A 13,489-nucleotide genomic window follows, 5' to 3' on the forward strand; every position below is an offset into this window, starting at 1 on the left:
AACGCGATTCCGAAAGCAATTCAGGTAATACTCGAAACTATTGGAGTGGATTATGGGACTACTATCAAGTGTATTCAAGAAGAACGTCAGCCCGGAACCGCCAAAACCAGCTGCGGCTCCCTCAAAATCAGCTGACGTAGCAGCAAAACCAGCAGAAACGAAAAAGGAGGTTAAGCCTGTGGCTGATAAGATTACGTTAGGTTACACGCACCTGAGTGGGTGTACCGGTTGCACTGTGGCACTCGCAGACAACTATGCCGGATTATTAACGCTCCTCGACAGATATGTTGACCTGAAATACATGCCGACCCTTGCAGATGTCAGGCATGTCCAGAAGGTCGATGTCTCGTTCGTTGAGGGATCCGTCTGTATTAACGACAAACTCGCAGTAGAAGAACTCAAGGAAACCCGTGAGAAGTCAACAATCGTCGTTGCACTCGGCGGATGCGCCTGCTATGGCAATATCACCCGGTTCTGCCGCGGTGGCCAGCAGAACCAGCCGGGTCACGAGGCATTCCTGCCGATCGGCGACCTGATCAAGGTAGATGTGTTTATCCCCGGATGCGCACCGACACCCCAGATGATCAGGAACGTCGCGGTAACGGCATACCTGCTTCTCAAGGGAACCAAGGAACAGAAAGACCTCGCAACTGCATACCTGACACCGCTCATGAAGCTCGCAGGAGGCTGCGAAGCATGCGCCTGCGATATCATGACCAGCGTGATCAACCAGGGTCTCTGCATGGGATGCGGAAGCTGTGCAGCAGCCTGCCCGGTAAACGCCATCACCATGGAGTACGGCAAGCCCCAGCTTGAGCGCGACCTGTGCATCAAGTGCGGCGCCTGCTCTGCGCAGTGCCCGAGAGGGTTCTTCAACACTGAGGTCATCAGTGAGTATGAGGCGATCAACGAGGCCATCATGGCGGCACTCCAGTGAAGGTGATTGAAATGGGAGCAGAACTCGGTAAATACAAATCATGCGTCTCAGCCCGGAGCACCGACAAGGAGATTGTCAAATTCTCCCAGGACGGCGGCATTGTTACATCGCTCTTTGCGTATGCACTCGACTCGGGAATTATTGACGGCGCTATCGTTGCAGCAAACAAGGAATTCTACAAAAAATACCCGTCCAAGTGTATCCAGGACAACTCGAACTTCGACATGATCGAGCCCTGGAGACCGATCCCGGCGATCGTCAACACCAAGGCGGAGCTGCTTGCAGCGGCCGGTACCAAGTACAACATCAGCCCGAACATTGCACTCCTCAAGGAGGCAACCCGCAGCTTCGGCCTGGACAAGGTCGGTATTGTCGGCACACCCTGCCAGATGCAGGCGGTAAGGAAGGCCCAGCTGTATCCGTTCGGCATGCGTGATGTCGGCGCGAGCATTTCACTTGCAGTCGGTATCTTCTGCATGGAGAACTTCCCGTACCAGAGCATCCTCCAGCTCGTGGAAGACCACGCGGCGATGAAGATGGAATCCGTCAAGAAGATGGAGATCGGCAAGGGCAAGTTCTGGGTTTACGGCAAGCGCGGACAGGTCGTTCAGCTGCCGCTCAAGGTGACCCACAAATACGAGCAGCCCGGCTGCCATGTCTGCCTCGACTACGTGGCAAACCTCGGTGACATCTCCACCGGTTCCGTTGGCAGCCCCGACGGCTGGTCCACGGTCTTTGTCAGGTCAAAGATCGGTGAATCGGTCTGGGCAAGTGCAATGGCCGCTGGTGTCTTTGAGACCCAGCCCATCGAGAAGGTCAAGCCAGGTCTCGAACTCGTAAGCAAGCTTGCAAACGAGAAGATTACGAAGAACAAGAACACTCTCGAAGCTCGCAAGACCTTCGGTGTGGGCAAGGCTCTTCGGAACCCCTACATCTAAACTTTTTTTTTACAGATTCTTCCTGCAGAGAAGTGCAGGTACAGTAATACCGCTAAAAATGTGGCAGGGCCGCCGCGATCCGCATTCTAATAAAGAGCCGGTCGATTACCGGGCACCATTACGTTGAATGCAGTGCCCAGTTCATGCCACTGGTAGGCGGCCCAGTATTTCGGGGTAGCCCAGAGATACGGAAATTCGCGATACGTGATGAAGTACGGATCGGGAGGTTGGCAGTTGTCCTCGTATTCCCCGATTTTGTTGAACCATTTGTCCTCAAACGTCATGTTGCCGTCGGTGGCGTTGTAATAATCACGGGTATGGGCACACCAGGGGTCGTAGTAATAGGACCCGTTCGGGAGTTCAAGTTCCACCCACTGGTGCGCATCGGTGCTGACGATCCGGGAGTCAATACCTGATTGCTGCGCCATAAAAGCAAACAGCTCGGAATATTCCCTGCACTCCCCCACTTTATTATATGCTATCCAGTACGGATCATCCGCGTAATACGTTCCATTCGGAGTTACCTGGGGATAGAGAATACTGTCATAATACGGGCTTGCTTTCATCCGGGATGGATCACTGATGAGGTATATGTAACTGCATGCAGCATTAGCGCACGCAAACGCCGATATATTATCGTCCGGTTCTATCCAGTCTTTCATTTCCCATTCAAAAATTTCGTCAAGTTTTGCATCGGTACCAGGGATCTGCCGGACTTTTGCCACTTCATCACAGATGCGTTCTTTCCCTTGGGGATAGATGGTTTCTCCGTACTCGGCAGCGATTTCATTATTAAGGAGTATGGTTTCATCGGCATCACTTTTCTCCATGGCAATCGTTCCGGCAGCCCGGGGATCAAGTGACGGGAACGGGTTCAGATACGGGAATACCAGGAGTAGCCCCGCAAAGAAAACAATTCCCATTGCAATGATGAAAAGAACCGCAAGGACGGCTCCGGGGATCTTCCGCACATGCTTTGCGAGTTTTTTCTTCATGCTGTCGCACCATCGATCGACAAGGGGTTATTTTTCGAATTTATACGGAAAACATTCCATTATATAACTTAATTTTTCCATTATATAATGTACACTTTACTTTATACATAGTTTATTTTACATTCGATAGAGTTAATTTTTTTAATTTAATGAGGGGCACCGATTCCGTTTATCGTTTCTTTGGTTTTCCCCGTCGATGTTACCGGGATGATTGATATTGCACAAAAGGAGCATATCTATTCATAAAACAGAAGCAGTTGTTGCGCATAACAAATGGAGCAGAGTCACAAACCAGCAGGTTAAACCAAATATTTTATTAAAAAGCGTCTGAAAATTTTCATCATTACTTTTCCTGATCTGCTCATAACACGAAAAAAAGAAGAATACGATCACGAGAGCCAGAACGTTCAGGGAGGCACAGATACCCCCCGGCAATAATCCAGGATGGTGCGGGCTTTTTTTGGTCCGGATATCAGGTTCCCCAATTCTTGATCTCCCGGATCGAAGCGCCAGGTGTCAGGTGCCGGAAAAATCCCGCCACCGTACCGTTCAGGGCAGCCTCCTGTGATGGGTAACTCCCGGTATCACGGTAGTAGTCCTTTGCGCCTTTCTCCCGCACGGCAAGGTTTGCAAGACCAGAATAGTCGTTGCCGGTTCGGACAATTTTGATTTTGAGGGGGACTTCGACATCCATGATATTCATTTCAAAGATCCCGACGGTCTCACGTATCCGGGTAATGTCCGGATACTGCCGGGCAAGTTCCTCATCCTGTGCTGCTGTCACACCCCTCTGTTGCATGCCGGAGAGGAAAAATGTTTCAGGCACTCGGATCCGGGCGAATCAGGCCTTTTTCGGCAAGGATCTCCTGCACCCATACGGAGTCTTCGACGGTAAACCCGATGTCCATGCCCCGGCCCCGCACACTTGCACAAAAGATCAGGTCGCGGGAGGGCCGGCTGGTGTCGAGCGGGAACCATGTGCGGAGGTTGCCGCTGCCCCAGATCCTCCACGATCCCGTGCGGAGCGTGGCACGGTGTACCGTGACGTGGTCGATGTCGGCAAAGTCAACCCGCCGGCTGGACATTATCGGGAAGTAATAGTGAAAAAACGTGATGCTGTCCCCGGAGATGCTGACAAGCCGGTCTGCATAGAGAACGCCAGGGCCAAGGGAGACATGGGGGGCCCTTTGTACACCAGGAGCAGGAGAAATGAGCACGCGTATTCCATTGAAAATAAGTGCAAATGCAACGCAGATGAGCGCCACTCCGGCAACAAGGAGCACCGGGGAACCGGAAAAGAAACCGATGATAACCACAAGGTCGGCGATGCCTTCGAGGACAATTCCGGATATCAGGGGCAGGGTTTTCATGGCAATTCCCGGGCTCTAACCTGATAAAATAGTACAATAGGAACCGTGAAAAAGCTGACGGGATTTTGGGGTTTTCCTGGTTCAGGGACCGGCGGGTTTTAGTATTCCCTGTTTCCTGCCATGACTACTCTTGCCGGGATGGTGGAAAAGAAGACCGGTTTTTTGGGCCCGGATCGTAGATAAACTGCCGGTAGGTTTATAGTAATGATGACCATGCCGGGAAAACCCGAGAGAGAACAACCGCAATCTCCGGCGGGAAAAGAGAAACTGAAAAAAAAATAACCTGACGAATCACACCAGCAGGAAATAACAGAACCGCAGTCTTTATGTCGCCACCGTTTTTATTCACTAGAGAGTACATGAGCAAAAAATGCGGAAACTGCGGCGCCCCCGCACCCGACAACAATTCGCGGTTCTGCGACCTGTGCGGGTCGCCGCTCATAGAAGAGCAGGCGCCGGGATTCCCAGTCTGTCCTGCGTGCGGGGCCCTTGTCTCCGATAAGAAAGCACAGTTCTGCGATGTGTGCGGCGCATCGCTCGCAAAAAAGGTCTGCCCGGTCTGCGGGACCCCGGCTCCCGCCTCGCACTCAAAGTTCTGTACCCGGTGCGGCGCCACGTATGTACCGGTTATCCCGGGTACCCGGGTCGCAGGCGCCCCGGCTCCACAAGCTGCCGCACCTGCACCACAACCCTTACCTGTACACGCACCCGTTGTCGTCAAGCTCAAGAAAAGCCGGCTGCCGGTGCCGGAGGATCCCTCTGAAGAGTGGGACCCGTGGTCCGACGGTGACCCGACGTTCGATGTCCAGATCGCACCACCCGAGGAGCCGCCGCAGAAGCAGTACGCGCACCTCCCACTTGTTGCCGATGAGCCGGAACAACCCGCAGAGACGGTCTCCTACCAGGAGTCACCGCTTTCCATGCCCACATCCAGAAAAAAGTATTCCCACCTGCCCTTGATCGCCGACGAACTAAAAGAAGATGCAAAACGCCGTGATGGTCTCAACGCAATGGACAGCAAACGTCCCGCACAAAGCGGAAAGCAGGGAAAAAAGAAAGGAATGTTCGGGTTCAGGTAATCTACCTGATACTGCGCAAAAAAACAGTTTTGACCGGGCGCTCTTTTTTAGTTTTCACGTGACCCCGGGTTCACGCAAAGTACCCGACGATATTACGGAAGATCGCCATGTTGAGCGATTCTTCCGGGATACGTTCCCCGCTCCGCCGCATCTGCTCCCTGATGAGCGGCCAGTCGTAGAGGTTGGTGAACTCCATCGCCCGCTCGGGATGCGGCATCATGCCGAGCACCCTGCCGTCTGCCGAGGTGATACCGGCAATGTCATCGACAGAACCGTTCGGGTTGAACGGATACTCGCCGGCCGCCGGGCTCAAATCCTCCCGGCAGTAGGTAAACGCGACCTGCTTGTGCTTTTTGATACGCTGGAGAGTTTCCGGGGAGCAGGAGAGATTACCTTCACCGTGGGAAACCGGGCACCAGAGTTTTTCAATGCCGTGCGTCCAGAGGTTGTCGGCCGCCGGCCGGATCGTCACGAACCGGCATTCCAGCCGCCCGCCCCGGTTGGGCATCAGGGCGATGTCCCGGGAGTATTTCTTGTCAAACGCGGGTACGAGCCCGAGGTTTGCAAGGATCTGGAAGCCGTTGCAGATCCCAAGGACCAGGTTATCGCCGTCAAGGAACTCGAGGAGATCGTCCCAGAGGTTGTTTCTCACCCGGTTCGCATACGCGTTACCGGCGCCGGTGTCATCCCCGTAGGAAAACCCGCCGGGGAAGATGAGCATCCGGTAATCCGAGAGGCGCTGTCGTCCTGCAATCAGGTCGTTGATGTGGACGATGTCGGAGTCCATACCGGCCCGGAGGAGTGCCTCCCGGGTCTCCATCTCGGAGTTGATCCCGTACCCACTCATGACAATGGCTTTTTCCGGGATCTGCCCCTGCCCGGGTTTCCTGCCATCTGCCGGAGACATGACTGCCATATCAGAACCCCCCAAACGGCGCCTTGTATGCCGCTTCAAGTTTTGAAATTTCCTGTTCGAAAAGAAGTGTCCGGCCCGTGATCCGCAGCCGGCTGCCGCCGGTTTTCCCGAGCAGCACCGCATCGGCGCCCATGATCCGCTCGAACTCACGCTTGTGGTCCAGTGCAACGGTCACCACGAACCGGCCCAGGGACTCCGAGAAGAGGAAATAGTCCGGGCGCAGGGAAGACGGGATCGTAAGATCCATCCCGAGCCGGCCGGCAATCGCCACTTTTGCAAGAGCGACGCCAAGTCCCCCGTGGCTGACCGGGTATGCCGAGGCCACCAGTTCGTGGGAAATCGCGTTGTAGAGGTTCTGGTATCGCACCTTTGCCGCTGCCGCGTCCAGTTTAGGGACCGTGTTCCCGGTATACCCGAGATGGGCAAAATACTCCGAGCCGCCGAGTTCCTCCGCAGTCTCCCCGATAACATACACGATATCGCCTGCGACTTTCGCATCGATCGAGACCGCCTTTACAACATCCGCATGGACGCCGATGGAGGAGATAAGGAGAGTAGGGGGAACGGAGACTTTGACCCGGTTATTCTCTGCGTCGTACCCCGAGAAATCGTTGAACATGCTGTCTTTTCCGGAGATAAACGGTGTGCCGAACACTTTTGCGTAATCGTAACATCCCTTTGCGGCCTGTTTGAGCTGCCAGAGCCGTTCCGGTTCGTCAGAAGAACACCAGCAGAAGTTATCGAGAAGCGCGATCTCATCAGGAGAAATGCCGAGCGCCACAAGGCCCCGGATCGCGGTGTCGATGGCAGCCCCGGCCATGCAGTACGGGTCGATCTCAGCGTAGGAGGGGAACAGCGCCTGCGACAAGCCCACGGCCTTTTTCGATCCGGGGACCACTTTTGTCAGCGTTGCCGGTGCCTGCACCCGGCCTTTCCCCTGTACCGGCCCAAGGACATGGCCGCCCTGCACGGTGTGGTCGTACTGGATCGTCACAAATTCCGTGGAACAGATATTCCTGCGGCCAAGCATCGCCGGCAAGAGGTCGTCGAGCCGTGCCGGGCAGGGCAGAGCCGGCTCGGGATTATGAACGGTTACCGGCGTTGTCGTGAGCGTCTTTTTGGGCAGGCCGTCGTGGAGGAACGATAGTTCGACATCCATCCCGACAATTCCCTGGCACTCGACAATGCACCGGCCCGTGCCGGTGAACTCACCGATGACCGTCGCTTCAACCTCCCGGCGCTTTATGAGGTCCATGAACTCGTCAATTTTTTCCGGTGGGACGGCAAGCGTCATGCGCTCCTGCGACTCCGAGATCCAGATCTCCCAGGGGGCCATGCCGGGGTACTTGAGCGGCACTTTGTCAAGGTCAACCCGGCAGCCGTTGCTCTCTTTTGCCATCTCGGCAACCGAGCAGGAGAGACCGCCGGCCCCGTTGTCCGTGATGCTCCGGTACAGCCCGAGGTCACGGGCCTCCTTGACCAAAACATCGGAGAATTTTTTCTGCGTGATCGGGTCTCCGATCTGGACGGCCGTTACCGGGCTGTTGGGGTCGAGCGCCGCGGACGAGAATGTTGCACCGTGGATGCCGTCTTTTCCCACCCGGCCACCAACCATCACGACGAGATCGCCGGGCTCGGCCTTTTTCTCGGAGAGTCGGACGCCGTTTGCCTCTCTGGGCATGACGCCGACTGTCCCGGCAAAGACGAGGGGTTTACCCGCGTACCGGTTGTCAAAGTAGCAGAACCCCTGCGGGGTCGGGATACCCGAGCAGTTCCCGCCGACGCCGACGCCGCGGACGACACCGTCAAGGATCTGCCGCGGCGAGAGCACCGGGTTCTTCTTGTCTTTTCCCCGGAACAATTGGATGTCTGCTGCCGGGTCGCCGACGCAGAAACCGTAGATGTTCATGCAGGGTTTTGCGCCAAGGCCAAACCCGATCGTGTCCCGGTTTACCCCGACGATTCCCGTAAGTGCCCCGCCAAACGGATCGAGTGCCGAGGGTGAGTTGTGGGTCTCGACCTTGTGGGTCACGAGGTTTTCGTCATCGAAGATTATCGCGCCGGAATTATCTGTAAAGACCGTCACGCAGATATCGCGGTCGCCTTTTTCTTTCCGGATCTCGTTTGTCGCGGCCTGGATGTACGTCTTGTACAATCCTTTTGGCACGTCGTTGTCCATTGCCGAGGCAAAGATCGTGTGCTTGCAGTGCTCGCTCCAGGTCTGTGCAAGAGATTCGATCTCCACATCGGTCGGCCACCGCCCGAGCTCGTCGAAATAGTCCCGTATCGCGTGGAGCTGGGCGAGATCGAGCGCTAGCGGCCCCCGGCGCACGCCGGTTTCGGGGTCTAAAATTCCCTCTTTTCCCAGGCGTACGAGATCCTCGTCCGGGATGTCAAGATCTACAAGGCCGACAGTCCGCATCTCGTGGAGCTGCACCCGGGGGACCACCCGGTCCATCCCGGTATCCCCGTACTCCTGTCGTGTTTTGACGATGACACGGTTCACAAGCGGGTTTGCGAGCGTGTCGCCGAGCCGGGCGATTGTCTCTGGGGGGAGATGCCCGCGGACAAAATAGAGCTGTGATGAATAGACTGCATCATCCTGTGAGAATTTCACCCGGCAATAGTCCTCGATCGTCTGGCTTGCCGTGGTTCCCACGTTGTCGGTCACGCCCGGCAAAAATCCGACCTCGATCGCGTAATCGAAAAATGCCGTTGTCGCTTCGTCCACCACAAATTCCTGGACCACTGGGTTTGACAGCCGGGCTCCGATCTCATGGAGTTCATCGCGGGTGAAATCCCGGGAGCCGGTTACTATTGTGTACACGTCGACCAGCTGCAGCTCGTCGACCAGAAACCCGAGCGAGCAGATCCGGTCCGTACGGATTTTCAGGCGGGGATCGTGTTTATAGTGAACTTCTATGCGGTGGACAAAAGAAGCCATGCGTACTGGTGTACCGTAAAAGAAGAAAATACGTACCGTCCCGGCAGGAAGGAACGTTGCCCCGTGCAGGATGCCTGCCGGGCATTCCCCGATGCATGAACAAAAATTTATTTTTCTGCACGGGCGACGGTTATCGGCTCGATCATCGCGCTGATGGTAAAGTCAAACGGTACGACCCCGATCCACCCGGCCCGCTCGAACATGTCCTGGAAGCAGACACCGGCCACTTTTGCTTCCGGGTGGCGTCCGGCAAGGTCCCGCACCATTTCCTTTGTCGTCGGCATCATCGGCATCGCAAGCCCGCCCATGATCACAATCACTTTCGGAGAAACGACCGCATGCGCTCCTGCTGCCTGCATTCCCACATCAGGGACGTCCTGGATCACCCGGGCCTTGCTCTCGTCAAGCAGCGGGACAAAAACCTGGCTGAGGTGCAGGCCCCGGATCCCGACTGCCAGCAGTTCGACAAAGGGCGTGCAGGTCCCGACACACCCATAATAGACGACCTGGTCTCCTTTTGCAAGACCAAGGCTCGCGATATATTCCTTGTACGGCCGGATAATCCCGGTAACTCCGCGGAGAGGTTCCTGTTCTTCCATGGATCAACAATCCGGTGTAAAAGCGTATTAATAATTCCGAACGGGTCCGGCCAGATGTCGGGAATGTTTACCGGAATCGGTCGTCGGATCGCGTATCCCGTGCGTTCTCTGCGACGTGCGTTAACCACCCGCAGCGGGTATCAGGATGCGAATCGAACGCCGGGATATAGGGTTTGATGTCCAGGAGCGGCGTGCCGTCAAGGATGTCCACATCCTCGATCGTGATCACGCACCCTTCAATGCCGACGAGCCGGACGACCGAGAGGCCGATCGCATTGGGGCGCCTGGGCGACCTCGTCGCAAAGACACCGTGGGGTGCAGGGTCGAGGAAAGGGGTGACCGTCAGGCTGTACCCCGTACACCGGTGCAGGGCGTACAGCAGGATAATGTGGGAGAACCCGTCGAGATCGGCAAGACCACCGCAGAGGTCGCTTTTGATCTCGATCGTGCCCCTGACCCCCCGGGCCCCGACCGGCTGGATGGGCATGCCGGCAATATCCGTGTACGGCGAATGGATTGTTCCTATCGGTGTGTAGGTAAATGCCGGGCCGGTCGCATCGTGCATGAATTATTATCGGGGTTCCGGGTAAAAAATCCCGGTGGTCACCGGGCCGGGAACTACTTTAGGTATAACGGACAACGTTCCTAAAAGGGACGGCGGCATGGGACAGGGAGCATTTTTCAAGACGGAGGACCTTGCGATCATCAACGAGGATATCTTTGCCACCCGGCGGGTCCCGGCAAAAGGTATCGATCTCGTGGTCACATCGCCGCCATACAACGTGGACATCAAGTACAACTCCCATGATGACCATGTGACGTATGAGGAGTACCTTGATTTTTCGAAGCGCTGGATGAAGCGCTGTTACCGCTGGCTCAGGGACGACGGCCGGTTCTGCCTCAATATCCCGCTCGACAAGAACAAGGGAGGCCAGCAGAGTGTGGGTGCCGATCTCACCATGATCGCGAAGGAGTGCGGCTTTGCCTACCATTCCACGATCATCTGGAACGAGGGGAATATCTCGCGCCGGACCGCATGGGGTTCGTGGGCGAGCGCGTCTGCACCGTACGTGATCGCCCCCGTGGAACTGATTGTGGTGCTGTACCGCAATTCATGGAAGAAGACCAGCGGATCGCACCAGTCCGATATCACGCGGGATGAATTTCTCGCATGGACAAACGGGCTCTGGACATTCAACGGCGAGAGGAAGTCAAGGATCGGCCACCCCGCTCCCTTCCCGGTCGAGCTGCCTACAAGATGCATGAAACTCTTTTCATTTGTCGGCGATACCGTGCTCGATCCCTTCATGGGCAGCGGGAGCACGCTTGTTGCCGCTGCGCAGTGCAACCGCAAAGCGATCGGGATCGAGATCGACCCGCATTACTGTGAGATAGCGATGCAACGGATCGCGGAAGAAGGGCGGCGGGAATAAGGGACCGGGAATGTCGGGCCGGCACGCCCGGTGGATTTTTTTGAACAGTACGTTGTTTACGTTGATTTGAAAACGAGGTTATTTTTTCAATTCACAATTACAACCAGTCAATTTTATTAAAAAATCAGTGGTTAATCGTTCCGGGTCATTTTTCATTTTTTCATGGTGTTCTTTGATTGCTTTGCGACACTGTTTGATATAACGTATTTTTTTTGGATGTATTTTTCCCATATTGTAAGTATCTAAAATACCCCAAAATTGACTGCACCTCTCGTCAAGTGTCATCATTTGAGACCTAATTTTGTCATTATTTTCGGATCGCTTAATACTTCTTGTCAGTGGACGAACATCTAGGCGAATATAGAATAAGTCACAGCGCTGAAATCTGTGAAGTCCATTTTTGTTGAAATATTGTTGAAAATCCGATTAGGAATATGTAAGTACTATTATGTTCACAGAATATTTAAATGCCCAATAAAGAAAAAAATCTGATATTTCCTGATTTTGCAAGCATTTTACTCAAACGAAGGTCAGAAGTTAAAGGATTTATTGAAAATAATGAGGAAAGTAAATTTTATGAATCGATTATACTTCAATATTCGCTCATCGAAAGCACATTGAAATATATGGTGTTTCTTCAAATGGCGCTAAATTTGGGGCTCCTTCATGTTCGGATGAAAACGAGTCAGGAAGACTTTCACTTTAAAATGGACGAGTTGAAATTATATTGTCAAAATTTATCATTTTATCAAGCACAGCACCTAGCACTTTGTTCTAACGTTATCAATGAAGAACTCTATAAGAAAATTGACAAAATTCGGATAGAACGAAACGATTGGATTCATCAGACATGGTTATTGCAATTAACATCTACCCCAAACAAATTAAAAGAAGATTTGGAAAGGGTGAATGATACTTTTTGGGAAGTTACCCAAGCGTTTGGTGATCTTGTAAATGACATAAAACATCCTTGGGTATTTGATTTAAATGTCTTTTTTTCCAAAGGAAAAACGAAGACGCAAACAAAGAAAAATCCAAAATAAATTAGCAATCCTTTGAAAATATTCGCACTCGACTGTATATTGTTTCAAAAAAATCGGTCACCACTCTTTTTTTATTAAATCCAAGTTAACATTGTGTTATTCCGGAATTCTCCGCTCGCGACCCGAACTTTTTTGAAAAAAGTCCAGACCAGTTGTCCTCCATTTTAAAAAAATCAAATCGCGAATTTGAAAATTCCAGAAAAAATCCTTTCCGGCAACCGGACATTCCCCTCATTTCACAGCCCCCATAAATCCAGCCCCATATAACTCCCCATTTCAAAAAATACGCCCATTTTGAACCCCATATAATGCCCTTTGCCGCCCCGTATTCGCGTTCTGGCGGCCTTCGTTTTTCGGATCGTAAAAATGCCCATCGGGTATGAGATTTGCCAAAAGAGCCCCGTTATCGAGTCCGTTTTACTTTGTCCGTTTTCAAAAATAAGCCCGATTTGAGGAGATTTTGAAACGGAGCCCGATACGGGCTTCTTTTGGGCGGGTCGGGGGGTAATCGGGGCTCATATTGAGCCCGGATTGGGTCAGGTGGACTGGTGGATTGTGGGGGATGATACGTCCCGGCACCCGAACGGTCAGTTCCTTTCCCGGGCGGTATTTCCACCGGGTGCATCCCGTGCATGCCATGCAAAGAAGAGCGCGACGATACTGAGGACGGCGGCAAGGAGAAATGCTGCCTGGAAACCGCCCGCGAGCGCCGGTATCGGGACCGCGAACGGATCGATATACCGGGTGACAGCCAACCCTTAAAACAGGATCTCGGAAACTGGGATCTGGAAGATCACCCTCATCAGGATGATGCCGTTGTTGCCCGGCGCGTTCATGACACCGGATGCAGCGCCCGGTTCCGGAAATCTGCCGTATGTTGTCCCGGTAACAAAAATCAGAACACGTAGCGATGATTTTACAATTTGTTTATCACATCATACTAATAGACCGCCGGTGAGATCTGATCAGGCAGGTGATCCCATGAACGCAATTGAAGCAATAAACCTCAGGAAATCATTTGGGCCGGTTGCCGCGGTCGATGATGTCAGCATCACCGTCAAGGAAGGTGAGATCTTCGGCTTTCTCGGACAGAACGGGGCCGGGAAGACCACCACGATACGGATGATGACCGGTGTCCTGACGCCGGATACCGGCTCGGTGCGGATCAGCGGGATCGATCTCCTGAAGTACCCGCTTGAGGCAAAACTCAAAATGGGGGTGATCCCCGAGAACGG

14 protein-coding genes are annotated in these 13,489 nt (G+C 53.8%); 7 read left to right on the plus strand and 7 right to left on the minus strand.

What is annotated here, in order from left to right; all coding sequences use genetic code 11:
- The first annotated feature begins 178 nt into the window (after positions 1–178).
- Both frhG and frhB read left to right on the plus strand, forming a co-directional pair.
- A complete protein-coding gene (frhG, locus tag WCE46_RS06775; RefSeq protein ID WP_424732944.1) occupies positions 179–937 on the plus strand; it encodes a coenzyme F420 hydrogenase subunit gamma in 759 nt (252 codons plus the stop codon).
- Between the two features lie 11 nt (positions 938–948).
- Positions 949–1,875: a coenzyme F420 hydrogenase subunit beta gene (gene frhB, locus WCE46_RS06780; protein WP_424732945.1), complete on the plus strand. Its 927-nt coding sequence runs from the start codon at positions 949–951 to the stop codon at positions 1,873–1,875.
- A gap of 86 nt (positions 1,876–1,961) precedes the next feature.
- On the opposite strand, the gene WCE46_RS06785 is transcribed toward frhB, so the two are convergent.
- The 3 genes from WCE46_RS06785 to WCE46_RS06795 form a co-directional block, all read right to left on the minus strand.
- The gene (locus tag WCE46_RS06785; protein WP_424732946.1) at positions 1,962–2,870 is read right to left on the minus strand and encodes a transglutaminase domain-containing protein; all 909 of its coding nucleotides are present in this window, start codon (positions 2,868–2,870) and stop codon (positions 1,962–1,964) included.
- 472 nt (positions 2,871–3,342) lie between these two features.
- Positions 3,343–3,654 carry a hypothetical protein gene (locus WCE46_RS06790; protein ID WP_424732947.1) on the minus strand — a complete coding sequence of 104 codons (312 nt, stop codon included), beginning with the start codon at positions 3,652–3,654 and terminating at the stop codon, positions 3,343–3,345.
- Positions 3,655–3,688: 34 nt separating this feature from the next.
- Positions 3,689–4,240, minus strand: coding sequence for a hypothetical protein (locus tag WCE46_RS06795; RefSeq protein WP_424732948.1), 552 nt, complete (start codon positions 4,238–4,240; stop codon positions 3,689–3,691).
- Between the two features lie 359 nt (positions 4,241–4,599).
- Between WCE46_RS06795 and WCE46_RS06800 the strand changes: the two genes are divergently transcribed.
- The gene (locus WCE46_RS06800; protein WP_424732949.1) at positions 4,600–5,319 is read left to right on the plus strand and encodes a zinc ribbon domain-containing protein; all 720 of its coding nucleotides are present in this window, start codon (positions 4,600–4,602) and stop codon (positions 5,317–5,319) included.
- 70 nt (positions 5,320–5,389) lie between these two features.
- Here the strand turns inward: WCE46_RS06800 and WCE46_RS06805 are convergent, their stop codons facing one another.
- From WCE46_RS06805 to tsaA, 4 genes are all read right to left on the minus strand, one after another.
- Entirely contained in the window at positions 5,390–6,235 is an 846-nt protein-coding gene (locus tag WCE46_RS06805; RefSeq protein ID WP_424732950.1) for a phosphoribosylformylglycinamidine synthase subunit PurQ, read from the minus strand.
- Between the two features lies 1 nt (position 6,236).
- Positions 6,237–9,179, minus strand: a complete 2,943-nt coding sequence (locus tag WCE46_RS06810) for a phosphoribosylformylglycinamidine synthase subunit PurL (RefSeq protein ID WP_424732951.1) — start codon at positions 9,177–9,179, stop codon at positions 6,237–6,239.
- Positions 9,180–9,286: 107 nt separating this feature from the next.
- A complete protein-coding gene (locus tag WCE46_RS06815) occupies positions 9,287–9,778 on the minus strand; it encodes a DUF2124 family protein (protein ID WP_424732952.1) in 492 nt (163 codons plus the stop codon).
- 67 nt (positions 9,779–9,845) lie between these two features.
- Positions 9,846–10,343 carry a tRNA (N6-threonylcarbamoyladenosine(37)-N6)-methyltransferase TrmO gene (tsaA, locus tag WCE46_RS06820; protein ID WP_424732953.1) on the minus strand — a complete coding sequence of 166 codons (498 nt, stop codon included), beginning with the start codon at positions 10,341–10,343 and terminating at the stop codon, positions 9,846–9,848.
- Between the two features lie 97 nt (positions 10,344–10,440).
- On the opposite strand from tsaA, the gene WCE46_RS06825 reads away from it, so the two are divergent.
- The 4 genes from WCE46_RS06825 to WCE46_RS06840 all read left to right on the plus strand — a co-directional run.
- Positions 10,441–11,211, plus strand: a complete 771-nt coding sequence (locus WCE46_RS06825) for a DNA-methyltransferase (RefSeq protein WP_424732954.1) — start codon at positions 10,441–10,443, stop codon at positions 11,209–11,211.
- 467 nt (positions 11,212–11,678) lie between these two features.
- The gene (locus WCE46_RS06830; RefSeq protein ID WP_424732955.1) at positions 11,679–12,254 is read left to right on the plus strand and encodes a hypothetical protein; all 576 of its coding nucleotides are present in this window, start codon (positions 11,679–11,681) and stop codon (positions 12,252–12,254) included.
- A gap of 632 nt (positions 12,255–12,886) precedes the next feature.
- Positions 12,887–13,162 (plus strand): hypothetical protein, encoded by a 276-nt coding sequence (locus WCE46_RS06835; RefSeq protein WP_424732956.1) that lies wholly within the window; start codon positions 12,887–12,889, stop codon positions 13,160–13,162.
- 73 nt (positions 13,163–13,235) lie between these two features.
- The coding region (locus WCE46_RS06840) for an ATP-binding cassette domain-containing protein (RefSeq protein WP_424732957.1) at positions 13,236–13,489 on the plus strand (254 nt) is incomplete at its 3' end.

Source organism: Methanoregula sp. (genome assembly GCF_049690535.1).
Classification (GTDB): Archaea; Halobacteriota; Methanomicrobia; order Methanomicrobiales; family Methanospirillaceae; genus Methanoregula.